This is a genomic window from Streptomyces sp. CB02414 (assembly GCF_001905385.1).
Lineage (GTDB): Bacteria > Actinomycetota > Actinomycetes > Streptomycetales > Streptomycetaceae > Streptomyces.
On record NZ_LIPF01000003.1, the window covers coordinates 269,980 to 296,880 of the forward strand.

Below are 26,901 nucleotides of genomic sequence, written 5' to 3' on the forward strand. Positions count from 1 at the left end.
CCGGCTCTGACGCGCGGGCTCCCCCGCATTCCCTGTGATCGCGCCGGGACGCATACTCGGGGGGTGACCGCGTACGAGCCCCCCGGTGCCCCCGGCGCCGGCACCGATCCCGCGCCGGGCGAGGACCCCGTCGGGTACGACGCCGTCGTGCTCGCCGGCGGGGCCGCCCGGCGGCTCGGCGGTGCCGACAAACCCGGCCTGCGCGTGGGCGGGCGGGCGCTGCTGGACCGGGTGCTCGCCGCCTGCGCCGGAGCGCGGAGCACCGTCGTCGTGGCCGCCCCGCGGCCCACCGCGCGCCCGGTGACCTGGGTGCGCGAGGACCCGCCGGGCGGTGGACCGCTGGCCGCTCTCGCCGCCGGCCTCGGGCACACCACGGCCGAGCACGTCGTGGTCCTCTCCGCCGACCTGCCGTTCCTGGCCGGCGCCACCGTCGGACGCCTGCTGTCGGCCCTCGCCGCGAGCGATGCCGACGGTGTCCTGCTCACCGACGCCGACGGCCGCGACCAGCCTCTCGTCGCCGCCTACCGGGCCTCCGCGCTGCGCCGTGAACTGGCCGCGCTCACCCGGGACCGGGAAGACGGGGCGGACGGGACGGACCGGGCGGACCTCACCGGGCTGCCCCTGCGCCGGCTGACCGGCGCCCTCCGCCTCACCCGTGTCCCAGACGCCGTCGCCTCCTTCGACTGCGACACCTGGCACGACATCGCCACCGCAAGGGCACGCATCAGGGAGCATGGTCACGTGTTGGATGAATGGATCTCCGCAGCCAAGGACGAGTTGGGCATCGACCTCGACGTCGACACCGGCCTCCTGCTCGACCTCGCCCGGGACGCCGCCCACGGGGTGGCCAGGCCCGCGGCGCCGCTGACCACCTTCCTCGTCGGCTACGCGGCCGGACGGGCCGGGGGCGGCCCCGAGGCCGTCGCCGAGACCGCCCGGAAGGCGGCCGCCCTCGCCGGGCGCTGGGCGGAGGAGGCCGCGGCCGCCGACGCCCCGCCCGCCCCGGCCGACGCCACCCCCGACACCCGCCCGGACACCCGATGACCTCCCCCGGCACCCGGGCCGGCGAGGAAGCCGACGACCTCGATGTCGAGGAGGCGCTCGCCCTCGTGAAGGAGAACCCCGGCCCTCCCGGCGCCACCCCCGACGGACCGGCTACCCACTCGCACGCCCCACACCACGGCGACCCGCACCCCCACGGCGGCCCCCGTCACCACGGCGACCGCCACCGCGCGACCCCCTGGCCCGAGGCCCGCGCGACCGCCGAACGCGCGGCCCGATCCGCCGTCCGTGCCGCCCGCCGCGCCCCCGTCCCGGCGCCCCTCGACGCGGCCCTCGGTCTCACTCTGGCCGCCCCGCTCACCGCCCTCACCGACCTGCCCTCCTTCGACACCTCCGCGATGGACGGCTGGGCCGTCTCCGGCCCCGCCCCCTGGACGGTGCGCGACGAAGGCGTCCTGGCCGGACACGCGGAACCCGCGCCTCTGACCGACGGGGAAGCCGTCCGCATCGCCACCGGCGCCCGCGTCCCCGCGGACACCACCGCCGTTCTGCGCACCGAGCACGGCCGCACCGACGAACGGGGTCGCCTGCACCCCACCCGCGAGGTCGTCCACGGCCAGGACATCCGGCCGCGCGCCCAGGAGTGCCGCGGCGGTGACCAGCTGCTGCCCGTCGGCACCGTGGTCACCCCGGCCGTACTGGGCCTCGCGGCGGCCGCCGGGTACGACACGCTCACCGCGGTCCCCCGCCCCCGCGTCGACGTCCTCGTCCTCGGTGACGAGCTGCTCACCGGGGGACTGCCGCACGACGGCCTCATCCGGGACGCCCTCGGACCGATGCTGCCGCCTTGGCTGCGTGCCCTGGGCGCCGAGGTCCGCACGGTCTGCCGGATCGGCGACGACGCCGAGGCCCTGCACCGCGCCGTCACGGCCTCCGACGCCGACCTGATCGTCACGACCGGCGGCACCGCCGCGGGCCCCGTCGACCACGTGCACCCCGTCCTGAGCCGCATCGGCGCCGAACTCCTCGTGGACGGCGTCCAGGTGCGCCCCGGCCACCCCATGCTGCTGGCCCGCCTGGGGGACGACCAGCACCTTGTCGGCCTGCCCGGCAACCCCCTCGCCGCCGTCTCCGGACTGCTCACGCTCGCCGAGCCGCTGCTGCGCACCCTCGCCGCCCGCCCGGCGCCCGAGCCCTACACGCTGCCACTGCGGGACGCGGTGCACGGGCACCCGTACGACACCCGGCTGGTCCCCGTCCTCCTGCGCGGCGACCGTGCCGTGCCCCTGCACTACAACGGTCCGGCCATGCTGCGCGGCATCGCCGCCGCCGACGCCCTGGCCGTCGTACCGCCGGGCGGTGCGCGTTCCGGCCAGGAGGCCGAACTGCTCGACCTGCCCTGGACCACCGGCGGTATCGGAGTGTGTTTCACGTGAAACTTCCGGGCCAGGACGCGATCGCCCGCCAAGCGGACGAACACCTCGTGACCCACCGGGTGAAACTCCCCAGGAAGCTGGTCGAGCACCCGATCCGCCAGGTCGGCAAGCGGCTGTCCCTGGCCCTGGTGGTCCTGCTGGTGACGGCCTTCATCGTCTACGCCGACGCCGACGGCTACAACGACAACTCCGACGGTTCCGTCGACCTCCTCGACGCCTTCTACTACGCCACCGTCACCCTTTCCACCACGGGCTACGGCGACATCACGCCCGTCAGTGACGCCGCCCGGCTGACCAACATCTTCGTCATCACGCCCCTGCGCGTGATGTTCCTGATCATCCTGGTCGGCACCACGCTGGAAGCCCTCACCGAGCGCACTCGGGAGGAGTGGCGCCTGAACCGCTGGAGGTCCACCTTGCGCGATCACACCGTCGTCGTCGGATTCGGCACCAAAGGACGGTCGGCGATCCAGACCGTCTGCGCGACCGGGCTGCGCAAGGAGCAGGTCGTCGTGGTCGACCCCAGCGGCAAGGCCATCGAGGCCGCCACGGCCCACGGCTACGCGGGCGTGATAGGCGACGCGACGCGCAGCGATGTGCTCAACCGCGCCGAGCTGTTCCGGGCGAAGCAGATCATCATCGCCACCCAGCGCGACGACACGGCCGTACTGGTCACCCTCACCGCCCGGCAGCTCAACCGGGGCGCGAAGATCGTGGTCGCGGTCCGCGAGGAGGAGAACGCGCCGCTGCTGAAGCAGTCCGGCGCCGACGCCGTGATCACCAGCGCCAGCGCCGCGGGCCGCCTGCTCGGCCTCTCGGTGCTCAGCCCCGCCGCCGGCATGGTCATGGAAGACCTGATCAGCCAGGGCAGCGGACTCGACCTCATCGAGCGGCCGGTCATAAAGTCCGAGGTGGGCAGGGTTCCGCGGGAGGTGGGCGACCTGGTGGTCAGTGTCCTGCGCGGGCACCGGGTGCTCGGCTACGACGATCCGGCCGTCGGCGAGCTCCAGCTGACGGACCGCCTGATCACGATCGTGCGGGCGACTCCGGCCACGCATGTGGCCCCGGACGCCCGCCCGCTGCCCCGCGACTGACGGCGCCGACCCCAAGCGGCCGGCGCCGACGCCGTACCGACCGGGTCACTTGCGGTTGTACAGCCGCATGGTGATCGGGCCGAAGACCAGCAGCAGCACGCCGGCCCAGCCCAGCGTCCAGGCGATCTCCGCGCCGGGCCACTCTCCCGCCATCAGCCCGCGCACCGCGGACGCCAGGTGGGTGATGGGGCTGTTGTTGACGAACGCCTGCAGCCAGCCCGGCATCGTCTTGGGGTCGACGAAGACGTTGGAGAGGAAGGTGAGCGGGAAGATCACCATCATGCTGACGCTCATCACCGACTTCTCGGTGCGCAGCATCAGCCCGAACATCGTCCAGATCCACGAGAACGCGAACGAGAAGAGCAGCAGCAGCGCGATCCCGGCGACCACACCGCCGAACCCTCCGTCGGGCCGGTAGCCGAGGAGCAGGCCCACGACGAGCATGATCACGGACGCGATCGTGTAGCGCAGCGCGTCGCCGAGCAGGTAGCCGACCATCGCCGAGGGCCGCCAGATGGGCAGCGAGCGGAACCGGTCGAAGACGCCCTTCTCGATGTCGATGTTGACCGAGACCCCGGTGTACATCGTGATCATGACGACCGACATCACGAGGATGCCCGGCAGCACGAACTGGATGTAGTCACTGGGCGAGCCCGCCAGCGCACCGCCGAAGAGGTACGTGAACATCAGCAGGTTCATGATCGGGAAGGCGGTGACGTCGAAGAGCTGCTCCGGCACGTGCTTGATCTTGAGGATCGCGCGCCAGCCGAACGTCAGCGAGGTCGACAGGGCGCTGGGCCGCGGCGGCCGCTCCTTGGCGACCAGCAGGGCCGCCAGCGACTCGGTGCTGACCGCGGAGAGCTCCTTGCTCTCGGTGCTCGTGGCCGTGCTCATGCCGCCACCTCGTCCTTCGTGTCGGTGTCGGGGCCGGCTCCGGTGGCGTCGTCGCCGCCCTGGCCGGTGTCGTGCCCGGTCAGGGCCAGGAAGACCTCGTCGAGGCTGGGCTGGCCCAGGGAGAAGTTGTCGACGGTGATGCCGGCCCGCGTCAGCTCGCCGAGCGCCTTGGCGGCCTGGTCGGCGGCGGCGTCGCCGGCCGTCACCCCGAGCCGTGCGGTCAGCGCCACCGGGTCGGGTTCCAGCTGCACCTCGGCGACCAGCAGGTCCCGCAGCAGCCGCTCGGCCTCCGGCCGCTGGTCCGGGTCCCGCAGCCGCAGGTGCACCGACCCGGCCCCGACGGACGCCTTCAGCTCGCCCTTGGTGCCCTCGGCGATCACTCGTCCCTTGTCGATGACGGCGATCCGGGAGGCCAGCTGGTCGGCCTCGTCCAGGTACTGCGTGGTCAGCAGCACGGTCGTGCCCTGGGCGACGACCGCGCGCACGATGTCCCACACCTGGTTGCGGCTGCGCGGGTCGAGGCCGGTGGTCGGCTCGTCGAGGAAGAGCAGGTCGGGCGTGTTGAGGATGGACGCGGCGATGTCGATGCGCCGCCGCATGCCGCCCGAGTAGTGCTTGACCTGCCTGGCCGCCGCGTCGGTCAGCCCGAAGGCCTCCAGCAGCTGCTCGCCGCGCTGTCGCGCGGCCGTCTTGCCGTGACCGAGGAGCCGGCCCAGCAGGATCAGGTTCTCGGTGCCGGTGAGGTCCTCGTCCACGGACGCGTACTGCCCGGTGAGGCTCACCCGGCTGCGCACCTCGTCCGCCTCGCGGACGACGTCGCGGCCGAAGACGCGGGCCTGGCCGCCGTCCGGCCGCAGGAGGGTGGCGAGCATCTTCACCGTGGTGGTCTTGCCGGCGCCGTTCGGCCCGAGGACGCCGTAGACGGTGCCGGCGGGGACGGCGAGGTCGACGCCGTCCACGGCCCGGGTCTCGCCGAACGTCTTCACCAGGCCCGTGGTCTCGATCGCGAGTCCGGACGTGTGCGTGCTCATCGATGGTCCTTCCGCGTTCTTGGACTACGCATGGGAAGACCTTTACCGTCGCGCGAATTCATCGGTCGCGCACAGGGTTTTTCCCACGGACGGTCCCAAAGTCGCAGGGCGCTCCGACCACGGACCCGGGCACAGAGGCCCGGCCAGGGGCGGAGGAGTAGCGTCGCCCCCATGCATGCGATCACGATTTCCGAACCCGGTGGCCCCGAGGCGCTGACCTGGACCGAGGTCCCCGACCCGGTGCCCGGCGAGGGCGAGGTCCTGGTCGAGGTGGTGGCCAGTGCCGTCAACCGCGCCGACATCATGCAGCGCCAGGGCTTCTACGACCCCCCGCCGGGCTCCTCCCCCTACCCCGGCCTGGAGTGCTCCGGGCGTGTCGCCGCGCTCGGTCCCGGGGTGTCCGGCTGGTCCGTCGGCGACGAGGTGTGCGCCCTGCTCGCGGGCGGCGGCTACGCCCAGAAGGTCGCCGTCCCGGCCGGTCAGCTGCTGCCGGTGCCGGACGGCGTCGGCCTGAAGGAGGCGGCCGCGCTGCCCGAGGTGGTCTGCACCGTCTGGTCGAACGTCTTCATGGTGGCCCACCTCCGCCCCGGCGAGACGCTCCTCGTGCACGGCGGCTCCAGCGGCATCGGCACCATGGCGATCCAGCTGGCCAAGGCCGTCGGCGCGAAGGTCGCGGTGACGGCGGGCACCAAGGAGAAGCTGGAGCGCTGCGCCGAACTGGGCGCCGACATCCTGATCAACTACCGGGAGCAGGACTTCGTCGCCGAGGTGAAGGACGCCACCGGTGGTGCGGGCGCGGACGTCATCCTCGACAACATGGGCGCCAAGTACCTGGACCGCAACGTCCAGGCGCTCGCCGTCAACGGCCGCCTCGCCATCATCGGCATGCAGGGCGGCCGGAAGGGCGAGCTCAACATCGGCGCGCTCCTCGCCAAGCGCGCCGCCGTCAGCGCGACCTCGCTGCGCGCCCGCCCCCTGGAGGAGAAGGCGGCGATCGTGGCGGCCGTCCGCGAGCACGTCTGGCCGCTGCTGGCCGGGGGTCACGTCCGCCCGGTCGTGGACCGTGAGCTCCCGATGAGCGACGCCCCGGGCGCCCACCGGGTCGTGGAGGAGAGCGGGCACATCGGCAAGGTCCTGCTGGTCACCTCGTAGCGGCGGCGGTTCAGCCGCGCCGCAGGCGGAGGCCGACGAAGGCGAGGGCCAGCCCCAGGCCGACCAGGACCAGGCCGGTGCCCAGCGGCAGGACCTGCGGTACGCCCCCGGCGGCCTGGTCGGTGTGCGCGCCGGCCTGCCGGCCGGCCGGGGACGCGGAGGGGACCGGGCCGGCTTCCCGGGACGGCACGGCACCGGCCACGTCGTCGGCCGGATCCCCGCCCTCGTCCTCCGCCCGCAGGCCGCCGTCGTCGTCCGCGTCGTCCCGCTCCGGCCCGGGACCCTCGGGTCGCCCGGGCCGCTGCCGCCCCTCACCCGGACGGCTCCCCGCCCGGGAGGGCTCCGGGTCGGCCGTGGCGGCGGCGGACGCCGAGGACGACGGGGAGGCTGAAGCGGTACCGCGCCCCGCACTGCCCGACGACGCCGAGGAGCCCGGCCCGTCGCCGGGCCCCGCCTCCTCGGCGTCGTCGGCGGCGGGACCGGCGCCCGGACCCCCGGGGCCGTCATGACCGTTCTGCCCCCGGGGGCGCTCGTCCCTCTGGGAACCGTTCTCCTCGGAGCCGTCCCCCTCGGGGCCGTCTTCCTTGGGCCCGCTCTCCTCGGCCCCCTTCCCCCCGGGACCGTCGTCCTTGGAGCCGTCCGGCCCGGAAGACCTGCCCGGAGCGGCCGCCTTCCCCGGGGCCGCGGCCGGGACCGAGGGGGACGGCGCCACGGCGGCCCCTGACCCCGCGAACCCGGTGCCGTACGCCGCTCCCGCCCCGCACGGTGACACCAGCGCACCCACCCCCAGCACCCCCACCAGCCCCGTCGCTCGCACAGAGCGCAGCCATGGATTCACGCCCGTGACCCCCTCCCGGTGATGAGTTCGACGGAACAAGCCTCACATCGCTTGGCGTTCCCGGCATTCCGGGCGACCCCGAATGCGGGGGCACCACCCTGTCGAGCCGTACGGGTGCGAGAGAATGGCGGCATGGAGATGCCGAGGAACGACAGGTCGCCGGAGAACCCTCAGATCCTGGTCGTCGGCCAGGACGGAATGGCGCTCAGCGGCGGCGGGGGAGACGACGACCCCCGGGAGATTCCGGTGACCGAGCAGGTGGAGCAGCCTGCCAAGGTGATGCGGATCGGCAGCATGATCAAGCAGCTGCTGGAGGAGGTGCGTGTCGCGCCCCTGGACGAGGCGAGCCGGGCCCGGCTCAAGGAGATCCACGCCAGTTCGGTGAAGGAGCTGGAGGACGGACTGGCCCCTGAGCTGGTCGAGGAGCTGGAGCGGCTGTCCCTGCCGTTCACGGACGACGCGACCCCGACCGACGCGGAACTCCGGATCGCCCAGGCACAGCTGGTCGGCTGGCTGGAGGGCCTCTTCCACGGCATCCAGACCACGCTGTTCGCCCAGCAGATGGCCGCGCGGGCCCAGCTGGAGCAGATGCGCCGGGCGCTGCCGCCGGGCGCCGCCCCGGAGGGCGAGGAGCCGCACCCCGGCGGCCGCTCCGGCGGCCCCTACCTGTAGGACCCGGAGAACGTCAGCGAACGCCCCGACGACGACGCGAAGGGCCCGGCGGCACCGGCCGCCGGGCCCTTCGTCGCGCGTGTGCGATCAGCGCCTGATCAGGAGGACGGCGGGTTGCCCGTCGACACCTTGAGCTGGATCGTCGGCATCTTGTCGGGGTCGGGGTCGACGTCCGTACCGGCCACGGGGAACTGGTCCCGGACCGAACCCTCGCCGTAGGTGTTCTCGTCGACCTCGACGACCTCCATCGACCAGCCGGCGGCCTGGAAGCACTCCTTGACCGAGCCGATGTACTTGAAGGTGAAGTCCGGCACCTTGATCTTGTCAGGGTCGTTGTACGACTCCTGAGGCTCCGTGCACTCGTCCTTCTCGATGGTCTTCGTCTTGTCCGGCCCGCGGTAGCCCTCCGCCCTCGACGGTGACGGGGAGCCGCTCGCGGTGGTGTCCCCGCCCTTGCCCTGAGGGTCCTCCCCGCCGTCGTCCATGGCCAGCGCGCCGATCAGGCCGCCGACGACCAGGACGGCGACCGCGATCGCGCCGACGACCATCATCTTGCTGTTCTTGCGGCCGCCCCCGGAACCCGAGGCCGGCGCGGAGGGCGTGAGGTTGTACGGCGGCGGGGTGTGCGCGCCCTGCGGGTGCTGCTGCTGCGCGTACGGCGACGCGGCCGGGGCCTGGTAGCCGCCCTGCTGCGGGTAGCCGTACGCCGGCGAGGGCGTGGGGGCGGGCGTGCCGTACGGGTTGGGGCCCGGGTTCGGCGTCGGCTGGTACGGCGTCTGGACCGGGCCCGTCGGCGCCGGGGTGCTCTGGTCGACCGGCGGGAACACCGCGGAGCCGACGCCCGCGCCGCTGGAGGTCTGCGCGCCGGGCACGATGTTCGGCGCGGCCGCCTGGAAGGAGGCCGCCACCCGCAGGCACTCGTCGCGCATGGCCTCGGCGCTGGGAAAGCGCTCGTTGGGGTTCTTCTTCAGCGCGCGGGCCACCAGGGCGTCGACGGCCGGGGGCAGCGCGCGGTTGACCGAGGACGGAGCGACCGGCTCCTCCTGCACGTGCGCGTACGCGATGGCCAGCGGCGAGTCCGCGTCGAACGGGAGGCGCCCGGTGACCAGCTGGAAGAGCATGATGCCGACCGAGTAGAGGTCGGAACGGGCGTCCACGCCGCGGCCGAGGGCCTGTTCCGGCGAGAGGTACTGCGGGGTGCCGACGACCATGCCGGTCTGCGTCATCGACGTCACGCCGGACTGCATGGCGCGGGCGATGCCGAAGTCCATGACCTTGACCACGCCGCGCTTGGTCATCATGACGTTGCCCGGCTTGATGTCGCGGTGGACCAGGCCCATCTCGTGGCTGATCTCCAGCGCGGCCAGCACGTCAGCGGTGATCTTCAGCGCCTTGTCGGCGGGCATCGCGCCCTGCTGCCGGACGTCCTCGTCGAGCACCGAGCCGAGCGGCCGGCCCTCGACGTACTCCATGACGATGTACGGCGTCGTCATGCCGCCGAGGTCGTCCTCGCCGGTGTCGAAGACGGAGACGATGTTGGTGTGCGTGAGCTTGGCCACTGCCTGGGCCTCGCGGCGGAAGCGCTCGCGGAATGCCTGTTCCCGGCCCAGCTCCGTGTGGAGCGTCTTGATCGCGACCTGCCGGTCCAGCACCGAGTCGTACGCCAGGTGCACCGAGGCCATGCCGCCCTCGCCGAGCAAGTCGCGCAGCTGGTAGCGGCCGCCGGCGAGCGCGCGCCCCGCGTACCGGCCCTGTCCGGCGTCCTGGCTCATGTGTCTGCGTCCCCCATAGGCGTCGGTGCCGTTGGCGGCGGCACGCACGCTTCGTGATCGAAAGTGCTATTCCCGGCCAAGTCTGCCCGAGGGCACTGACACGTCAAGCGCGGTGCCCGTTCCGTGACCGTACGCGAAAGAAGCGTCGCGGAAGCGTTACAGCCGGCGTACCGCCGGTACACAGAATTTGCACGGCGGCGCGGAACCAGGGTTTCATGACCGGTCCGTCTCGATGCCGGTCCCGGCAGCCCGTCTCGGACCAGAGGCTTGCGCGGAGGCTGTAGCGTGGCCGACGGAGACCGTAACAACACCGCGCGCACCGCGGGCAGAAACGACGGCGAGGACTGATGGCACAGCAGCAGCGCGCCCAGGGCCCGTCCGAACCCGAGGCATCTGGCGGCGGTATGTCTGAAGCGCCGGAGAACTGGGGCAACGGCGGCCTGGTCGGCGACGGCCGGTACCGGCTGACCCGGAGGCTCGGGCGGGGCGGCATGGCCGAGGTGTTCGCCGCCGAGGACGTCCGCCTCGGACGCACCGTGGCGGTCAAGCTGCTGCGCGCCGACCTCGCCGAGGACCCGGTCTCCAAGGCCCGCTTCACGCGCGAGGCGCAGTCGGTGGCCGGGCTCAACCACCACGCCATCGTGGCCGTCTACGACTCCGGCGAGGACTTCGTCGGCGGCCAGTCCGTGCCGTACATCGTGATGGAGATCGTCGAGGGCCGCACCATCCGCGACCTCCTCCTCAACGCCGAGGCGCCCGGCCCCGAGCAGGCGCTGATCATCGTCTCCGGCGTCCTGGAGGCGCTGGCCTACTCGCACCAGCACGGCATCGTGCACCGCGACATCAAGCCCGCCAACGTCATCATCACCAACAACGGCGCGGTGAAGGTGATGGACTTCGGCATCGCCCGCGCCCTGCACGGCGCGTCCACGACGATGACGCAGACCGGCATGGTCATGGGCACCCCGCAGTACCTCTCCCCGGAGCAGGCCCTCGGCAAGGCCGTCGACCACCGCTCCGACCTGTACGCGACGGGCTGCCTGCTCTACGAACTCCTCGCGCTGCGCCCACCGTTCACCGGCGAGACCCCGCTGTCGGTGGTCTACCAGCATGTCCAGGACATCCCGACCCCGCCGTCCGAGGCCTCCGACGCCTGCCCGCCGGAGCTCGACGGACTGGTGATGCGCTCGCTGGCCAAGGAGCCCGACGACCGCTTCCAGACCGCCGAGGAGATGCGCGGCCTGGTCCAGTACGGGCTGCAGATGCTGTACGAGCAGGGCGGTCACACCGGCACCTGGAACACCGGCCCGGTCGCCGCGCACGACGGCCGGCACACCCCGGCGGCCGGCCTCGCGGGCACGACGGTGCTGCCGCACCCCGACCACGGCGCCTCCGGCACCCAGCAGATCCCCCAGCAGATCCTGCCGAACGGCTACGGCGGGGGCGACGACGGCGGTTTCGAGGGCCACGGCAACAGGGGCAGCGGCCGCGGCAAGCTGTGGATCCTGGCCGTCCTGGCGGTGATCGCCATCGCTGCGGGCGTCGCGCTGGCCATGAACAACGGCGGGGGCGAGAAGGGCGGCACGAAGACGGACAACAGTCCGACGGCGTCCACCTCGCAGAGCACCGACAGCGAGTCCTCCAGCCCCTCGCCGAGCGACGAGGAGACGCAGGAGAACACCGACCCGGAGACGGACCGGAACAACGGCAGCGGGGGCACCGGCGGGGACTGGGACGACGAGCCGTACACGCCGTCGTACACGCCGTCCGAGAGCGCGTCGGGGGAGCCGTCCGGGGAGCCGACCGACGGTCAGACGGGGCCGTCCGCGCCGACGGACGGTGGCGGTGAGCCGTCGGACGATGGTGGCGAGCCGTCGGACGGTGGTGGTGAACCGACCGGTGGGACCGGCGGTGAGCCGACCGGCGGCGGTGGTGGCGAGCCCACCGGTGGCGCGAGCCCTCCGGCCGGCGAAGGCGGCTGACCGAAACGACCCCCACGCGCGCGTGCGGCCCGAACCGGGCTTCACGCGCGCGTCGCGTTCCCGGCCGCCCCACCGGCCGTCACAGCACCCCGGCCGGCCCCTCCGTCACGTGCACCGACCCGAACCCCGGCTCGATCCGCAGATAGACCGGCTCGAACGGCTCACCGTCCACCCGGCCCGGCGCCGGACCGAACCGGTCGACCTCGGCGGCGCTCGGTTCGTGGGTCTCGCACCGGCCCACGACCTGCACGGTCCACAGGCTCTCACCGGGCGCGGCCGAGCCGAGGTTGTCCGCGCCGTACGCCACCACGCTCCCGGCGCACACCTGGTGGTACCCGCAGCTCCTCGGCATGCGCAGCAGGACCCGGCCGTCGGCCACGATGTGCCGCGCGGTGGCGAGGAAGGGCAGGGCGCGCATGGTCGTGGCCGCCCGGCCATAGGCGGTGCGGCCGAGCAGGCCGACGGCGAGCTGTGCGTCGGAGGGCATGTGCCCACTGTGCGCGGGCGGACGGAAAGGGGAACAGAGTCGCCCGCCCCCGCATGAAGGGACGTAAGTCCCGAATAAAGGCCCGTCCCCGGTGCTCAGCGGTTCTCGGCCTGCAACCGGGCCACGAAAGCCGCCGCCTGGGAACGCCGCTGCATTCCGAGTTTGGCCAGCAGACTCGACACGTAATTCTTGATCGTCTTCTCGGCGAGGTGCAGCCGCTCGCCGATCGCGCGGTTGGTCATCCCCTCGCCGATCAGCTCCAGGATGCGCCGTTCCTGCTCGGTGAGGCGGGCGAGCCGGTCGTCGGTGCGGGTGCCGCCGTCGCGCAGCCGCTCCAGCACCCGCGCGGTGGCCGCCGGGTCGAGCAGCGACTTGCCCGCGGCCACCTCCCGGACGGCGCCCAGCAGCTCGGCGCCCCGGATGTCCTTGAGGACGTACCCGGAGGCGCCCGCCATGATCGCGTCGAAGAGGGCCTCGTCGTCCGCGAAGGAGGTCAGCACGAGGCACCGGACGGACTCGTCTCGGGAGCGGATCTCGCGGCAGACCTCCACGCCGCTGCCGTCGGGCAGCCGGACGTCCAGCACCGCGACGTCGGGACGGGCGGCCGGGACCCGGGCCAGCGCGTCGGCCGCCGTACCGGCCTCGCCCACCACCTCGATGTCGGGCTCGCCCGAGAGCAGATCGTGCACCCCGCGGCGCACGACCTCGTGGTCGTCGAGGAGGAATACCCGGATTTTTCCGTCTTCGCGCACGCGGTCAGTCTCACACACCGACTCTTCCCGTGCCCGGGGTGGCCGGGATAACGTGCCGTTGTTCCGGCCCCCTGCGAGGCTGTGACCAGTAAAACTTCCACACTTCGCCGATTTACTTGGAAATCCGAGTAAAAACGCAGGTCAGGAGGGGTTTCACAGAAATGTGGAGCACTGGGTAACGTGCTGTTCGCAGGGCGCTCGCCGGGGCACCTGTCACGCCTGTTCCCGAACGGGCCGCACCCACCCTTGTGCGTCCGCCGGGCCGCAGGTGAGCCGCACTGGCTTCCGGCGAACCCGGGGGCCGGACCGACGGAGGAGCACACGTGACCGAGAGCACTGCCGCGCGCAAGCCGCGACGCAGCGCCGGAAGCAAGGCGGCCGGTACGACCGGCGGCAAGGCCGGCACCACCGGCGCCAAGCGCACCACCCGCACCACCCGCAAGACCGGCACCGCCGCAGCGAAGGGCTCCGAGACGGAGCTGGTGCAGCTGCTGACGCCCGAGGGCGAGCGGGTCGAGGACGCGACGTACGCCGAGTACGCCCAGTACGTCGCCGACATCACCCCCGACGAGCTGCGCGGCCTGTACCGCGACATGGTGCTCACCCGGCGCTTCGACGCCGAGGCCACCGCCCTGCAGCGCCAGGGCGAGCTGGGTCTGTGGGCCTCGCTGCTGGGCCAGGAGGCCGCCCAGATCGGCTCCGGCCGGGCCACCCGGGACGACGACTACGTGTTCCCGACCTACCGCGAGCACGGCGTCGCCTGGTGCCGCGGCGTCGACCCGACCAACCTCCTCGGCATGTTCCGCGGCGTGAACAACGGCGGCTGGGACCCGAACAGCAACAACTTCCACCTCTACACGATCGTCATCGGCTCCCAGGCGCTGCACGCCACCGGCTACGCCATGGGCGTCGCCAAGGACGGCGCGGACTCGGGCGTGATCGCGTACTTCGGCGACGGCGCCTCCAGCCAGGGCGACGTCAGCGAGGCGTTCAACTTCGCCGCTGTCTACAACGCCCCCGTGGTGTTCTTCTGCCAGAACAACCAGTGGGCGATCTCCGAGTCCAACGAGAAGCAGACCCGGGTGCCGCTGTACCAGCGCGCCCAGGGCTTCGGCTTCCCCGGCGTCCGCGTCGACGGCAACGACGTCCTCGCCTCCCTCGCGGTCACCCGCTGGGCCCTGGACCGTGCCCGGCGTGGTGAGGGACCGGCGCTGATCGAGGCGTACACGTACCGCATGGGCGCCCACACCACCTCGGACGACCCCTCGCGCTACCGGCACGACGACGAGCGCGCCGCCTGGGAGGCCAAGGACCCGATCCTGCGCCTTCGCCGCTTCCTGGAGTCCGCAAACCACGCGGACGAGGGATTTTTCGCGGAACTGGAGGCGGAGAGCGAGGCGTTGGGCAAACGAGTGCGCGAAGTGGTCCGTGCCATGCCGGACCCGGACCGTTTCGCCATCTTCGAGAACGTGTACGCGGACGGGCACGCGCTCGTCGACGAGGAGCGGGCCCAGTTCGCCGCCTACCAGGCGTCGTTCGCAGAGGCCGAGGGGGTCTGACATGGCAGCCGAAAAAATGGCGCTGGCCAAGGCGATCAACGAGTCGCTGCGCCGCGCGCTGGAGGCGGACCCCAAGGTCCTGATCATGGGCGAGGACGTCGGCAAGCTCGGCGGCGTCTTCCGGGTCACCGACGGCCTGCAGAAGGACTTCGGCGAGGACCGGGTCATCGACACCCCGCTGGCCGAGTCCGGCATCGTCGGCACCGCCATCGGCCTGGCCCTGCGCGGGTACCGGCCGGTGGTGGAGATCCAGTTCGACGGCTTCGTCTTCCCGGCCTACGACCAGATCGTCACGCAGCTGGCCAAGATGCACGCCCGCTCGCTGGGCAAGGTCAAGATGCCGGTCGTCATCCGCATCCCCTACGGCGGCGGCATCGGCGCGGTCGAGCACCACTCCGAGTCCCCGGAGGCGCTGTTCGCGCACGTCGCCGGCCTGAAGGTGGTCTCCCCGTCGAACGCGGCGGACGCCTACTGGATGATGCAGCAGGCCATCCAGAGCGACGACCCGGTGATCTACTTCGAGCCCAAGCGCCGGTACTGGGACAAGGCCGAGGTCGACGCCGAGGCGATCCCGGGCCCGCTGCACGCCGCGCGGGTGGTGCGCGAGGGCACCGACCTCACGCTGGCCGCGTACGGGCCGATGGTGAAGCTCTGCCAGGAGGTCGCGGACGCGGCGGCCGAGGAGGGCCGGTCCCTGGAGGTCGTGGACCTGCGCTCGATCTCCCCGGTCGACTTCGACACGATCCAGGCCTCGGCGGAGAAGACCCGCCGCCTGGTCGTGGTCCACGAGGCGCCGGTGTTCCTGGGTTCGGGCGCGGAGATCGCGGCCCGGATCACGGAGCGCTGCTTCTACCACCTGGAGGCCCCGGTCCTGAGGGTCGGCGGCTACCACGCGCCGTATCCACCGGCGCGTCTGGAGGAGGAGTACCTGCCGGACCTGGACCGGGTGCTGGACGCCGTCGACCGCTCGCTGGCGTACTGAGGAGAGGGTCGTGACGACGATGACTGAAGGGTCCGTGCGCGAGTTCAAGATGCCCGACGTGGGCGAGGGACTCACCGAGGCCGAGATCCTCAAGTGGTACGTACAGCCCGGTGACACGGTCACCGACGGCCAGGTGGTGTGCGAGGTCGAGACGGCGAAGGCCGCCGTCGAACTGCCCATCCCCTACGACGGTGTGGTGCGCGAGCTGCACTTCCCCGAGGGCACCACGGTCGACGTGGGCACGTCGATCATCGCGGTCGCCGTCGGCGGCGGGGCCGCGGCGGAACCGGCACAGGAGGCCGTCGAGGAGACGGCCGCCGCACCGGCCGCGGCGACCGGCGCCGCGGAGGAGAAGAAGCCCGAGGCCCGCCAGCCGGTCCTGGTCGGGTACGGGGTGTCCACCTCCTCGACCCGTCGCCGCCCCCGCAAGGGCGCCCAGGTCCCGGCCCAGGAGGCACCGGCGGCGTCCGCCGCGATCCAGGCCGAGATGAACGGCCACGGTCCGGCCGCGCCGGCCACCCGCGAGCGCCCGCTCGCCAAGCCCCCGGTGCGCAAGCTCGCCAAGGACCTCGGCGTCGACCTGGCCACGGTCACCCCGACCGGCCCGGACGGCGTCGTCACCCGCGAGGACGTGCACGCGGCGGTCGCCGCCACGCAGGCCGCCGAACCGCAGGCGGCACCGGCCGACCGGGCCCCCGCCGCCTCCGCGGCCCCCTCCCCCGCCCCGGCGGCGGTGTCGTACGACACGGCGCGCGAGACCCGCGTCCCGGTCAAGGGCGTGCGCAAGGCGACGGCGGCGGCGATGGTCGGCTCGGCGTTCACCGCGCCGCACGTGACCGAGTTCGTGACGGTCGACGTGACGCGCACGATGAAGCTGGTCGAGGAGCTCAAGCAGGACAAGGAGTTCGCGGGCCTGCGGGTGAACCCGCTCCTGCTCATCTCCAAGGCCCTGCTGGTGGCGATCCGGCGTAATCCGGACGTCAACGCCTCCTGGGACGAGGCGGCGCAGGAGATCGTGGTCAAGCACTACGTCAACCTGGGCATCGCCGCCGCGACCCCGCGCGGCCTGATCGTCCCGAACATCAAGGACGCCCACGCCAAGACGCTCCCGCAGCTGGCCGAGTCCCTGGGCGAGCTGGTCTCGACGGCCCGGGAGGGCAAGACCTCCCCGGCCGCCATGCAGGGCGGCACGGTGACCATCACCAACGTCGGCGTCTTCGGCGTCGACACCGGCACGCCGATCCTCAACCCGGGCGAGTCCGCGATCCTCGCGGTCGGTGCCATCAAGCTCCAGCCGTGGGTGCACAAGGGCAAGGTGAAGCCGCGTCAGGTGACCACCCTGGCGCTGAGCTTCGACCACCGCCTGGTCGACGGCGAGCTGGGTTCCAAGGTCCTCGCCGACGTCGCGGCGATCCTGGAGCAGCCGAAGCGTCTGCTCACCTGGGCCTGATCCACCGGACCGGACAACACGGGTCAACACGAGAGACGGAGCCGCGCGTCCCGCCGGGGGCGCGCGGCTCCGTCGTTCCCGGCCCGTCGATGACGTATGTCACTGGTCCCGGTGACCCCGGCGGCCGAAGCTGGACCAAGGGGCCGGCCGGCCGCCCGTTCCACCCGCCGGTCAGGAGGTCGGAGGAGCCGTGCCCGAGGTGACCCCGAAGCCGCCGGTGCGCCGACGGGCGCACATCCTGTACCGGTCCCTCCTCGCCGCCGTCACCCGGCGCCCGCCGGCTCACACCGCGCCGGGAACGACGGCGATGCGCCATTCCTCCGAACTGCGCGCCATGGTCCTGGCCCTGACGCTCACCGAGATCCCGGTGGCCTTCCTCCTCTCCGGGATCCTGCCGCCGCCGGCCCGGCCGTTCCACGCGCTGCTGGAAGCCGCCCTCGTCCTCACCGGGTTCGGCGTCCTGGCGGCGCTCGCCCGGAACCCGCACACGGTCACCGCGTCCCGGGTCGTCCTGCGCACCGGCTTCATGGGAAGCCTCGCCCTGCCGCGTACGGCGGTGCGCTCGGCGGCCCTCGCCCTGCGGACGATCCCCGGCCGCGGCCTGCGCCGGGTGCCCGCCGAGCCGGCCGCCGTCGCCTGCGCACTCGGCGGCACGACCAGTGTCCGGCTGCGCCTCGACCCGCCGGTGCCGATGGATCTCGGCACCGGTGACGCCGTCACCGTCGACACCGTCTACGTGTCCGCCGACAGACCGGACGCCTTCGTGCGGGCGCTCAGGGAGCGGGCGGAGTCCCCGTGACCGTCTCCCCGGCCCCGTCGTCCCGCGTCGGGAGCAGCAGCGCCGAGTCCGTGTGGAGCGTGATGCGCACCGGCGTGAAGGCGGTGGCGTCCAGTGCTGACTGACCGGTACCGGGGTTGCGGGCGTAGCTCGGATGGGCGCCACCGCTGATCTGCCAGCGTATGCGGTGACCGGCCGCGAAGCGGTGGGCGGTGGAGCTCATCGGCACGGTGACGTGCGACGGCTCGTCACCTTCCGTCCGCACCCTGCCCAGGCCGTCGCAGACGTTGACGGACCGGCCCTGCGGGTCCACGTCGCACAGGCGGGTGAAGACGTCGGCGTGCCCGGTGTCCGTGGAGACGGTCAGCCGGGCGGCGACCGGCCCGAGGACGTCCACGGGCTCGGTCAGCGGGGGACCGGTGAACGTCAGTACGTCGTCCCGGGCCTCCAGGGCGGCGTTGTCGCGGGGCCCGGCGGTACCGGAGAGCAGGGGGCCGCCGAGGGACGGGGTGGGGTCCTCCGGGTCGTAGCGGAAGGACGTGAGCTCGGCGCGGTCCGCGGGAGCCCGCCGGGTGAGGCTCCCCCGGGCGGCGGCGAACCAGGAGCCGGCGGCCGGGTCCGACGGCCAGTCGTCGAGGTCCCGCCAGGCGTCCTCGCCGCCGACGTGCACGCGCACCCGGCTGGGCCGGAGTCCCGAGGGGTCGTCCTGGAGGTGGGCGCGCAGCCAGGCGAGGCTCTCGGCGAACACCTCGGGCCAGCCCCGCTGGAGGGCGGACGTGTGCGTCCACGGGCCGACGAGCAGGGCGGTCTCGCACCCGGCCCGGCGCAGCCGGCCGTACTGCTCGAAGGTCTGGTCGACGAGCGCGTCGTGCCATCCGGTGACCAGGCTCGTGGGCACGCCGAGCCCGTCCGCCGCCGCGGCCACCGACGCCCCCCGCCAGTACGGGTCCTTGGCGTCCGGGTGCGCCATCACCTCGTCCAGCCAGGGCACTTCACCGCCCACGGCCCGCACGTACGCCCCGCGCAGCGGCCGTGCCTCGGTGACCTCCCGCAGGCGGCGCTGCAGTCGCAGGGTCGCCCGCACGAACGGCCCCATGCCCCGGTGCTGGTGGGTCATGCCGGAACCGACGGCGAGGGCGTTCTCCAGGCGCGGCGCGCCGTCCGCGTGGAACAGGGCGTGCGGGTCGTGCAGGCCGACCTGCACCACCATGGCCTTCAGCTCCGGCGGCGGGTCCAGGGCGAGGGCCCATTGGACGTAGCCCAGGTAGCTGGGTCCGACGGTCCCCAGGGTCCCGTCGAACCAGGGTTGTGCGCGCAGCCAGGACACCGTGGCCAGGCCGTCGGCGGCCTCGTTGCGCCACAGGTCGAAGGTGCCGCCCGACCCGCCGGTGCCGCGGCAGCTCTGCAGGACGACGTGGAATCCCTGCTCGGCGAAGAGCATCCCGTACTGCGGTGACCACGGCAGCCCCCTGCCGTACGGCGAGCGCACGAGGAGCGTGGGGAAGTCGCCTTCCGCCCGCGGGAAGTAGTGGTCGGTGACCAGCGGGCTGCCGTCGGCGGCCGGCACCGTCAGCCCCGGTTCCCACCCGGCCTCGTACAGCCGGGCCGGGAGGCCGCGCCACGTCGCCCGCATCATCCGTGCGGCCAGTGGTGGTTTCCCGCGCGGCGGTGTCCAGGCGGACTTCGGGGCGGCGGGGTCGTGCGCGCGTGACGGCATCGTGCTCCTCCTCGCTTTTACGTACGATGTACGAGAATAGAGGATGCTTGACTGGAGCCCGCAAGTGACGTGGTGATCGCGAAGGCGGGAAGGGAGCGTGGCGCATGCCCCGGGACCCAGGGGCGGACGCGGGGAGGGACGCCGTGGGTGTCGACCCCGGGCAGCTCTGGCGCGCCCCCGGCGACGGCCCTCGCCGTGGCCGCAGGCCCGCCTACAGCCGGGAGACGATCATCGAGGCGGCCGTCGGCCTCGCGGACGCGGAGGGACTCGAAGCGGTCACCATGCGCAAGGTGGCCGCACAGGTCGGGGCCGGCGTCATGTCGCTCTACAGCTACGCCCCCGACAAGGAGACGCTGCTGCACCTGATGGTCGACCACGTCAGCGGCGAACTGCCGGCCACGGCGACGCCCACCGGCGACTGGCGCGCCGACCTGAAGGCCATCGCCCACCTCCAGCGCGCCCACATGCTGCGCCACCCCTGGTTGCCGGCCGCCCTGGCCACCCGCCGCGTCCCGGGCCCCAACACCCTGGCCTTCCTGGAACGGGCGCTCGCCGCCCTGCGGCCCTCCGGACTGGACGGTGCGGCGAAGCTGGAGGTCTTCGCCCAGCTCACGGCGTTCGTCGCCGGGCACGTCGGCCACGAGATCTCGTCGGCCGAGGCGTCGCGGTCGCCCGACCGGGCCGCGGCCGAGGCCCGCTACCTCGCCGCCGTCGCCGCGGACGGCCACCATCCGGAACTCGCCGAGGCACTCGCCGCCCCCGGACGCCCCCTCACCCCCGAGGCCACCTTCACCCGTTTTCTCAACCGCCTGGTCGACGGCCTCGACACCGGCTGACCGCCGGCCTCAGGAAGCCCGGCCCGCGCGCACCGCGTTGAGCAGGGCCGCGCCCCGCTCCGCGTCGTCGACGCTCACCGCGAAGTCCGTACGGCGCCCCCGGGGCCGTACCACCAGGCACTCCCCGGCACGCAGCATCACCGTGGTGCCCAGGCCGCTGACGCGGTAACCCCAGCCGCCCACCTGGGCCGGAGAGCGGACCTCGGCGCGCGCCGCGTCGAGGTCGCCGGGCGCCCAGTGCCGCGCGGGCCAGCCGAACGGGCCGAAGGACACCTCCAGGCCCCGCTCCGAGACCCGCGCCTGCACCGAGGAGAACAGGGCGCAGGACAGGGACGCGACGGCGCAGCCGGCGAACGCTGCCCACAGGCCGCCGGGGTCCGCGAGGCCGCCGACGACGGCGACGAGCGCTCCCACGGCCGCCAGGCCGGTCACCGCGGCCACCAGTCGGAGCCAGGGGTTGGCGGTCCGGGAGAACCACGCCACCCGTCGGCCGTCGGGGAGGTCCAGGGCCGGGACGCCGGAGGCGTGCGCACCCGCGGCGTCGGTGTCCGCCGTGCGCCGGGTGGCGACGAACCAGGCGCCCACTCCCGCGACGACGGCCGCGACGAGGATCGCGACGATCCACGCGGTCGGCTGCCGGGCCTCCTGCCAGTGGGCGCGGTCCAGGTTGGCCCGGACGAGGGCGGCCTGAGAGCCGGCCAGCACGATGCCGGTGGGCAGCAGGGTCGCGGTGGTCCACGGGTGGTGAGACTTGGTGCGGTCACGCAGCAGCAGGCCGAGCGTCACCCCCGCGATGAGCAGCCAGATCAGCGCCGGGAAGAGGGACGCCGCCCACAGGGGCATCGACCCGTCGGGTACCCCTCCGCCCAGCCCCCAGTGGGTCGCCAGCGGGTCCGGCAACCGCCCCCGCACCATGAGCGGCATCCCGGCCAGCACGACCGTGACACCGACCGTCCAGACCACCGCCGTCGTCCGCACCGCCACCGTCGTGTCCCTCACGGCACCCCCCTGATCATGTCGATGAGATCGGTCCTGCTGTAGCCCAGCCGGGCCGCCTCGGCGACCAGCTCCCGTACGCGGATCTGCAGGCCCGAGTGCGGCCGGGCTCCCTCGGCGACGGTCACCCCCCGGCCCCGGCGGAACTCCAGCAGGCCCTCGTCCCGCAGTCCGCGCAGGGCGCGCAGCACGGTGTTGACGTTGACGTCCAGCGCGGCCGAGAGGTCGCGCGCGGAGGGCAGGCGGTCCCCGGGGGCGCACTCGCCCTCGGCGATGGCGCGCCGGACGGCGCCCGCGACCTGTTCGTGCAGCGGACGGGTGTCGGTCGTGTCCAGACTCAGCAGCATGGTGCTAATGACACTATCACCATCAGCTTCATGGGGGCAGGGGGCCGGACCGGCTCAGCTCAGCCTGGCGAAGCCGTAGTTCATGAGCTTCGTGGCGTCCTTGGCGCGCTGCGCCGACGACGAGGAGGTCAGCACCGTGCCGATGACGGTCTTCCCCTTCCGGGTCGCGGCGAAGACCAGGCAGTACTTGGCCTCGGGGCCCGAGCCGGTCTTGACGCCGATCGCGCCGCTGTAACTGCCGAGCAGTGTGTTGGTGTTGACCCAGGGCGCCATCGTGCGGGTGCCGCCCTTCCTGGTGACCGTCCTGGCCGTGTACTTCTTCGTCTTCACGATCGTGCGGAAGGCCGGGCTCTTCATCGCGCTGCTCGCGAGCCTGGTCAGGTCGCGCGGCGTGGAGTGGTTCCGTCCGTTGCCGATGCCGTCGAACGAGTCGAAGCGGGTGTTCTTCAGCCCCAGTTTCCGAGCCTCCGCGTTCATCTTGCCGATGAACGACTTCACGCGGGCCGCGCGCGTCTTCCCCGAGCCGAACCGGTCGGCGAGCGCGTACGCCGCGTCGCAGCCCGACGGCAGCATCAGCCCGTACAGCAACTGCCGGACCGTCACCTTGTCGCCGACGATGAGGCGGGCGGAGGACGCGTTCTTCGAGACGATGTAGTCGCTGTACGCCATCCGGATCGTGACCTTGGCGTCCAGGTTCAGCCTGGGCTGGGCGAGCACCACCTTCGCGGTCATGATCTTGGTGGTGGAGCCGGTGGGACGCTTGGTGTCCGCGGCCTTGGTGTAGAGCGCCCTGCCCCCGGCGTCGTTCATCACGAAGCCGCCCTTGGCGACGATCGACGGCGTGGCGGCGGCGGGCGCGGCCTGCGCGGGGGTGGTGGAGAGGGCGCCGGTCGCGAGCAGGGCGCCGCTGGTCAGGGCGACGGCTGCGGCTCTGCGCAGGCGGGCGCCCGGAATGACGTTCATCAAGTGAGTACCCCGGTGGTGGTGAATGCAATTCCCCTGGGGCGCGGCCGAGTTGTGGTCGGTGCGGGTCCGGTCGCGTCCGTGTGACATGTGGATAGCACGGACGGCCGCGCGGCGGCGGGGTGTGGCCGCCGGCTCCCTCCTGCGGGTGGCCGGGCGTCCGCATGGTGGACGGTTCCCTTCTTGTGTCCCTGTTGTATCTATCCTGTCGGCATGACCACGGCAGTGAAGCAGCCCCCAGCGGCGGACCGCGTCTACACCCACGTCAAGCAGGGCGTCCTGGAGCGCCGCTACGAGGGCGGAACCCTGCTCACCGAGGGCGAGCTCGCCGAGGCGGTGGGCGTGTCCCGCACGCCGGTGCGCGAGGCGCTGCTGCGGCTGGAGGTCGAGGGGCTGATCCGGCTCTACCCGAAGAAGGGCGCCCTGGTGCTGCCCGTCTCCGCGCAGGAGATCGCCGACGTGGTGGAGACCCGGCTGCTGGTCGAGGAGCATGCGGCGCGCAAGGCCGTACCGGCGCCGCCCGGTCTGGTCGAGCGGCTGGAGGAACTGCTCGCCCGGCAGAAGGAGCAGGCCGCCGCCGGCGACTTCGCCGCCGCCTCCGTCACCGACCGCTGCTTCCACGCCGAGATCGTCCGCAGCGGGGGCAACGAGATCCTCTCCCGCCTCTACGACCAGCTCCGCGACCGCCAGCTGCGCATGGGCGTCGCCGTCATGCACTCCCACCCCGACCGGATCGCCAAGACCCTCGCCGAGCACGAGGAGATCCTTCAGGCGCTGCGCTCCGGGGACGCGGACGCGGCGGTCGGCGTGGTCCACCGGCACGTGGGCTGGTTCTCGCACCTGGCCCGGGGTGAGGTCCGATGAGTTCGGCCACCGCGGCCGGGAAGGCCCTGCCCGGGGATCCGCCGGGCGGCCGGCGCGCGATCGCCGTCTGGAGCATCGGCGTCGCCGTCTACTTCGTCGCCGTCATCTTCCGCACGTCCCTGGGCGTGGCCGGCCTCGACGCCGCCGACCGCTTCCACGTCAACGCCTCCGCCCTGTCCACCTTCTCCATCCTCCAGCTGCTGGTCTACGCCGGCATGCAGATACCCGTCGGCCTGCTCGTCGACCGGCTCGGCACCAAGAAGGTGCTCGGCATCGGCGTGGTGCTGTTCACGGCCGGGCAGCTGGGCTTCGCCTTCTCCCCGTCGTACGGCATGGCACTCGCCTCCCGGGCGCTGCTGGGCTGCGGGGACGCGATGACCTTCATCAGCGTGCTGCGGCTGGGCAGCCGCTGGTTCCCGGCCCGGCGCGGGCCGATGGTCGCCCAGCTCGCCGGACTGGTCGGCATGGCGGGCAACCTGGTCTCCACCCTCGTCCTGGCCCGGCTGCTGCACGGCATCGGCTGGACGGCCGCGTTCGCGGGCAGCGCGCTGGCCGGTGTGGTGGTGCTGGTCCTGCTCCTGCTCTTCCTCAAGGACCACCCCGAAGGGCACGAGCCGGAGCCGATGCCGCACCAGGGCGCCGCGTACGTACGACGCCAGATCGCCACGTCCTGGCGCGAACCGGGGACGCGGCTCGGGCTGTGGGTGCACTTCACCACCCAGTTCCCGGCGATGGTGTTCCTGCTGCTGTGGGGCATGCCCTTCCTGGTGGAGGCGCAGGGGCTGACGAGGGAGACGGCGAGCGGACTGCTCACCCTGGTCGTCCTGTCCAACATGGCGGTCGGCCTCGTCTACGGCCAGATCATCGCCCGGCACCACGCGGCGCGGCTGCCGCTGGCGCTCGGCACGGTGGGCGCGACGGCGGCCCTGTGGGCGGCGACGCTCACCTACCCGGCCGACGCGGCCCCGATGTGGCTGCTGGTCGTGCTGTGCACGGTGCTGGGGGCGTGCGGGCCGGCGTCGATGATCAGCTTCGACTTCGCCCGGCCGGCGAACCCGCCGGAGCGGCAGGGGACGGCGTCCGGGATCACCAACATGGGCGGCTTCGTGGCGTCGATGACGACGCTGTTCGCGGTCGGGGTGCTGCTGGACGCTACCGGGGACGACTACGCCGTCGCCTTCTCGTCGGTGTTCGTGCTGCAGGCGGTGGGGCTGTCGCAGATCCTGCGGTTGCGCAAGCGGGCGGCCCTGCGGGAGCGGGAGCGGCTGGTGGCGAGCCGGGTGGAGACGGTGCACGTGCCTGTATAGGCACCCGGCGTGGGTACGGGCCGGGGGCGGGTCGCAGCCCGGCGCTGACGGGGTGCCGCTGCGCCCACCCGTGCCGGCCCTGGGGGTACCTCCCAGGCCGTTCAGGCACTGGGGGAGGCACGACTGCCCGCAGCTAGGGCGTGACCGTGAAGTGGCGCAGGATCGCCGCCGTCAGGTCCGGGTCGCCCTCCGTCTTGATGCGGTCCGCCGCCGCTTCCGGCGTCACGCGGCCGCAGGCCAGGCGGACGTACGTCTCCCAGTCGAGGGTGAGGGTCGCGGCGGGGCCGAGGGCGGGGGACGATTCCAGGGTGCCGCGGCCCTGGATGTCGACGCGGATGGTGCGCAGGAACTCGACCGGCCCGTGGACGTCGAAGACGACGGCGGAGCTGCGCGGCGCGTCCGCGCGCTCGGCGACGACCGCCGGCAGCTCGGCGAGCAGCACGTCACGGGTGACGTGCGCGCCGGGGGAGTCCAGGTTGCCGGGGCGGCCGAGGGCCGTACGCAGGTCCTGCTCGTGCGCCCACACGTCGAAGGCGTGCCGGCGCATGGCCTCCACGAGGGTCAGCTCGGTGCCGAGCGGGCCGCGCACCTTGGTGCCGGGGTCCCGCGACTCGTTCCGCAGCTGGCGGTTGCGCCGGATGACCATGTATTCGAGCTCGGACGTCATCTCCGGCGCCGTGTGGTGGCGGCGGACGTCGACCTGCATCTCCATGTAGCGCTGGTGCTCGTTGGTGACGTGGAAGAGGTCGCGCGGGAGGGAGTGGATGGGACGCGGGTCGCCGAGCATCTCGGAGTCCAGGCCCAGGACGTGGGAGACCACGTCGCGCACCGACCAGCCCGGGCAGGGCGTGCGGCGGTTCCACTCTGCCTCCGCAAGCGGCTGGACCAGCTCGGATATCGCCTCGATGGAGTGAGTCCAGGCGTCGGCGTAGGGCTGGAGGGTGGGATGCAGACTCACGGAACGGGACCCCTCGGCGGTCGGTACACGGGCGGGTTGTGGCGTCGGTGCCAGTGGGAGGTGGCTGCGGCTGCGGTCGGCGGGCGTCTTGAGACGCTAAGTTACGCTGCTGTGCGGCACCCCGGCAGTGCTTTCGTGTGACGATCGTAGGCCCGTGTGGACGGCTCGAATGCCAGGACGGTGGTAGTGTGCGCGCCTCTTTGATCCAAATCGCCGTGAACGAGGGCGAATCGGTGGAAGCGCGTCGTCGGCGCGCGGCGTCCCTGGTACGGGAACAGGCGGGCGCCGCCGACCTGGTCGTGCTGCCGGAGCTGTGGACCACGGGCGCCTTCGCCTTCGAGGAGTTCGGCACGGCGGCCGAGCCGCTCCAGGGCCCGACGTACGAGGCGATGGCCAAGGCGGCGAGCGACGCGGGCGTGTGGCTGCACGCGGGCTCCGTGCCGGAAAGGGACCCGGACGGGACGCTCTACAACACCTCCCTCGTCTTCTCCCCCACCGGTGACCTGGCCGCCGCCTACCGCAAGATCCACCGCTTCGGCTTCGACAAGGGCGAGGCCGTGCTGATGGGCGCCGGGCGCGAGCTGGTGACGGTCCGTCTGCCGGAGACGACCCTGGGCGTGGCGACCTGCTACGACCTCCGTTTCCCCGAGCTCTTCCGCGGCCTCGTCGACGCCGGTGCCGAGACCCTGGTCGTCCCGGCGGGCTGGCCGGAGCGCCGCCGGTCCCACTGGACGCTGCTGGCGCAGGCACGCGCGGTGGAGAACCAGGCGTTCGTCCTCGCCTGTGGAACGGCCGGGACGCACGCCGGGGTTCCGCAGGCCGGTCACTCGATCGTGGTCGATCCCTGGGGCGAGGTGCTGGCGCGGGCCGGCGCGGACGAGGAGGTCCTCACGGTGGAGTTCGACCCGGCGAAGGTGGCGCGGACCCGGGAGCAGTTCCCGGCGCTGAAGGACCGGGTGCTGGGGCTGGAGCCGCCGCGCCGTTAGCGGTCGGGCACACTCGGCGTTGACGCGGGGTGACGGGACGGTCACC

The 26,901-nt window shown here is 73.0% G+C and carries 25 protein-coding genes; 14 read left to right on the top strand and 11 right to left on the bottom strand.

The window, feature by feature from the left end; all coding sequences use genetic code 11:
- Nucleotides 1-63 precede the first annotated feature (63 nt).
- From AMK11_RS12235 to AMK11_RS12245, 3 genes are read left to right on the top strand one after another with little or no spacing between them, the layout of a single operon-like run.
- Nucleotides 64-1,044, top strand: a complete 981-nt coding sequence (locus AMK11_RS12235; RefSeq protein ID WP_198941344.1) for an NTP transferase domain-containing protein — start codon at nucleotides 64-66, stop codon at nucleotides 1,042-1,044.
- Nucleotides 1,041-2,438: a molybdopterin molybdotransferase MoeA gene (locus AMK11_RS12240; RefSeq protein WP_073726197.1), complete on the top strand. Its 1,398-nt coding sequence runs from the start codon at nucleotides 1,041-1,043 to the stop codon at nucleotides 2,436-2,438. Before AMK11_RS12235 ends, AMK11_RS12240 begins: the two co-directional genes overlap by 4 nt.
- On the top strand, nucleotides 2,435-3,532 hold the full coding sequence (locus AMK11_RS12245; RefSeq protein WP_073726199.1) for a potassium channel family protein: 1,098 nt from the start codon (nucleotides 2,435-2,437) through the stop codon (nucleotides 3,530-3,532). The genes AMK11_RS12240 and AMK11_RS12245 overlap by 4 nt, the downstream gene beginning before the upstream one ends.
- Nucleotides 3,533-3,577: 45 nt before the next feature.
- Here the strand turns inward: AMK11_RS12245 and AMK11_RS12250 are convergent, their stop codons facing one another.
- Both AMK11_RS12250 and AMK11_RS12255 read right to left on the bottom strand, forming a co-directional pair.
- Nucleotides 3,578-4,426, bottom strand: a complete 849-nt coding sequence (locus AMK11_RS12250) for an ABC transporter permease (RefSeq protein ID WP_073726201.1) — start codon at nucleotides 4,424-4,426, stop codon at nucleotides 3,578-3,580.
- A complete protein-coding gene (locus AMK11_RS12255) occupies nucleotides 4,423-5,457 on the bottom strand; it encodes an ATP-binding cassette domain-containing protein (RefSeq protein WP_073726203.1) in 1,035 nt (344 codons plus the stop codon). The genes AMK11_RS12250 and AMK11_RS12255 overlap by 4 nt, the downstream gene beginning before the upstream one ends.
- A 171-nt stretch (nucleotides 5,458-5,628) precedes the next feature.
- Here AMK11_RS12255 and AMK11_RS12260 point away from each other — a divergent pair, with 171 nt between their 5' ends.
- Nucleotides 5,629-6,609 carry an NAD(P)H-quinone oxidoreductase gene (locus AMK11_RS12260; RefSeq protein ID WP_073726205.1) on the top strand — a complete coding sequence of 327 codons (981 nt, stop codon included), beginning with the start codon at nucleotides 5,629-5,631 and terminating at the stop codon, nucleotides 6,607-6,609.
- A gap of 10 nt (nucleotides 6,610-6,619) precedes the next feature.
- Here AMK11_RS12260 and AMK11_RS12265 read toward each other — a convergent pair whose 3' ends face one another.
- Nucleotides 6,620-7,321, bottom strand: coding sequence for a hypothetical protein (locus AMK11_RS12265; protein WP_073726207.1), 702 nt, complete (start codon nucleotides 7,319-7,321; stop codon nucleotides 6,620-6,622).
- 258 nt (nucleotides 7,322-7,579) lie between these two features.
- On the opposite strand from AMK11_RS12265, the gene AMK11_RS12270 reads away from it, so the two are divergent.
- A complete protein-coding gene (locus tag AMK11_RS12270; protein WP_073726209.1) occupies nucleotides 7,580-8,119 on the top strand; it encodes a bacterial proteasome activator family protein in 540 nt (179 codons plus the stop codon).
- Nucleotides 8,120-8,217: 98 nt separating this feature from the next.
- Here AMK11_RS12270 and AMK11_RS12275 read toward each other — a convergent pair whose 3' ends face one another.
- Nucleotides 8,218-9,891 carry a protein kinase domain-containing protein gene (locus AMK11_RS12275; protein WP_073726211.1) on the bottom strand — a complete coding sequence of 558 codons (1,674 nt, stop codon included), beginning with the start codon at nucleotides 9,889-9,891 and terminating at the stop codon, nucleotides 8,218-8,220.
- Between the two features lie 347 nt (nucleotides 9,892-10,238).
- Between AMK11_RS12275 and AMK11_RS12280 the strand changes: the two genes are divergently transcribed.
- A complete protein-coding gene (locus tag AMK11_RS12280; RefSeq protein WP_073726213.1) occupies nucleotides 10,239-11,873 on the top strand; it encodes a protein kinase domain-containing protein in 1,635 nt (544 codons plus the stop codon).
- Nucleotides 11,874-11,952: 79 nt separating this feature from the next.
- Here the strand turns inward: AMK11_RS12280 and AMK11_RS12285 are convergent, their stop codons facing one another.
- Nucleotides 11,953-12,360, bottom strand: coding sequence for a hypothetical protein (locus tag AMK11_RS12285; protein WP_073726215.1), 408 nt, complete (start codon nucleotides 12,358-12,360; stop codon nucleotides 11,953-11,955).
- A 95-nt stretch (nucleotides 12,361-12,455) separates the two neighbouring features.
- The gene (locus AMK11_RS12290; RefSeq protein ID WP_073726217.1) at nucleotides 12,456-13,112 is read right to left on the bottom strand and encodes a response regulator; all 657 of its coding nucleotides are present in this window, start codon (nucleotides 13,110-13,112) and stop codon (nucleotides 12,456-12,458) included.
- 323 nt (nucleotides 13,113-13,435) lie between these two features.
- Between AMK11_RS12290 and pdhA the strand changes: the two genes are divergently transcribed.
- From pdhA to AMK11_RS12310, 4 genes are all read left to right on the top strand, one after another.
- On the top strand, nucleotides 13,436-14,671 hold the full coding sequence (gene pdhA / locus AMK11_RS12295; RefSeq protein ID WP_073726219.1) for a pyruvate dehydrogenase (acetyl-transferring) E1 component subunit alpha: 1,236 nt from the start codon (nucleotides 13,436-13,438) through the stop codon (nucleotides 14,669-14,671).
- 1 nt (nucleotide 14,672) lies between these two features.
- Nucleotides 14,673-15,653, top strand: a complete 981-nt coding sequence (locus AMK11_RS12300; protein ID WP_079187401.1) for an alpha-ketoacid dehydrogenase subunit beta — start codon at nucleotides 14,673-14,675, stop codon at nucleotides 15,651-15,653.
- A 19-nt stretch (nucleotides 15,654-15,672) separates the two neighbouring features.
- Nucleotides 15,673-17,103 (top strand): dihydrolipoamide acetyltransferase family protein, encoded by a 1,431-nt coding sequence (locus AMK11_RS12305; protein ID WP_073726811.1) that lies wholly within the window; start codon nucleotides 15,673-15,675, stop codon nucleotides 17,101-17,103.
- Nucleotides 17,104-17,293: 190 nt separating this feature from the next.
- Complete coding sequence (locus AMK11_RS12310) at nucleotides 17,294-17,902, top strand: hypothetical protein (RefSeq protein ID WP_073726223.1); 609 nt, start codon at nucleotides 17,294-17,296, stop codon at nucleotides 17,900-17,902.
- On the opposite strand, the gene AMK11_RS12315 is transcribed toward AMK11_RS12310, so the two are convergent.
- Entirely contained in the window at nucleotides 17,877-19,514 is a 1,638-nt protein-coding gene (locus tag AMK11_RS12315) for a CocE/NonD family hydrolase (RefSeq protein WP_198941357.1), read from the bottom strand. The two genes, AMK11_RS12310 and AMK11_RS12315, sit on opposite strands and share 26 nt — an antisense overlap.
- 188 nt (nucleotides 19,515-19,702) lie before the next feature.
- On the opposite strand from AMK11_RS12315, the gene AMK11_RS12320 reads away from it, so the two are divergent.
- Nucleotides 19,703-20,434 carry a TetR/AcrR family transcriptional regulator gene (locus tag AMK11_RS12320; protein ID WP_073726227.1) on the top strand — a complete coding sequence of 244 codons (732 nt, stop codon included), beginning with the start codon at nucleotides 19,703-19,705 and terminating at the stop codon, nucleotides 20,432-20,434.
- A 9-nt stretch (nucleotides 20,435-20,443) separates the two neighbouring features.
- Here the strand turns inward: AMK11_RS12320 and AMK11_RS12325 are convergent, their stop codons facing one another.
- From AMK11_RS12325 to AMK11_RS12335, 3 genes are read right to left on the bottom strand one after another with little or no spacing between them, the layout of a single operon-like run.
- Nucleotides 20,444-21,433, bottom strand: coding sequence for a DUF1648 domain-containing protein (locus AMK11_RS12325; RefSeq protein ID WP_073726229.1), 990 nt, complete (start codon nucleotides 21,431-21,433; stop codon nucleotides 20,444-20,446).
- Nucleotides 21,430-21,777 (bottom strand): GntR family transcriptional regulator, encoded by a 348-nt coding sequence (locus AMK11_RS12330; RefSeq protein ID WP_073726231.1) that lies wholly within the window; start codon nucleotides 21,775-21,777, stop codon nucleotides 21,430-21,432. Before AMK11_RS12330 ends, AMK11_RS12325 begins: the two co-directional genes overlap by 4 nt.
- 54 nt (nucleotides 21,778-21,831) lie before the next feature.
- Nucleotides 21,832-22,740: a D-alanyl-D-alanine carboxypeptidase family protein gene (locus AMK11_RS12335; RefSeq protein WP_079187402.1), complete on the bottom strand. Its 909-nt coding sequence runs from the start codon at nucleotides 22,738-22,740 to the stop codon at nucleotides 21,832-21,834.
- Between the two features lie 213 nt (nucleotides 22,741-22,953).
- Between AMK11_RS12335 and AMK11_RS12340 the strand changes: the two genes are divergently transcribed.
- Nucleotides 22,954-23,604: a GntR family transcriptional regulator gene (locus AMK11_RS12340; protein ID WP_073726234.1), complete on the top strand. Its 651-nt coding sequence runs from the start codon at nucleotides 22,954-22,956 to the stop codon at nucleotides 23,602-23,604.
- A complete protein-coding gene (locus AMK11_RS12345) occupies nucleotides 23,601-24,911 on the top strand; it encodes an MFS transporter (protein ID WP_073726236.1) in 1,311 nt (436 codons plus the stop codon). Before AMK11_RS12340 ends, AMK11_RS12345 begins: the two co-directional genes overlap by 4 nt.
- 133 nt (nucleotides 24,912-25,044) lie before the next feature.
- Here the strand turns inward: AMK11_RS12345 and AMK11_RS12350 are convergent, their stop codons facing one another.
- Nucleotides 25,045-25,869 (bottom strand): maleylpyruvate isomerase family mycothiol-dependent enzyme, encoded by an 825-nt coding sequence (locus tag AMK11_RS12350; RefSeq protein ID WP_073726238.1) that lies wholly within the window; start codon nucleotides 25,867-25,869, stop codon nucleotides 25,045-25,047.
- A 188-nt stretch (nucleotides 25,870-26,057) separates the two neighbouring features.
- Between AMK11_RS12350 and AMK11_RS12355 the strand changes: the two genes are divergently transcribed.
- Nucleotides 26,058-26,855 carry a carbon-nitrogen family hydrolase gene (locus AMK11_RS12355; protein WP_073726240.1) on the top strand — a complete coding sequence of 266 codons (798 nt, stop codon included), beginning with the start codon at nucleotides 26,058-26,060 and terminating at the stop codon, nucleotides 26,853-26,855.
- Nucleotides 26,856-26,901 lie beyond the last annotated feature (46 nt).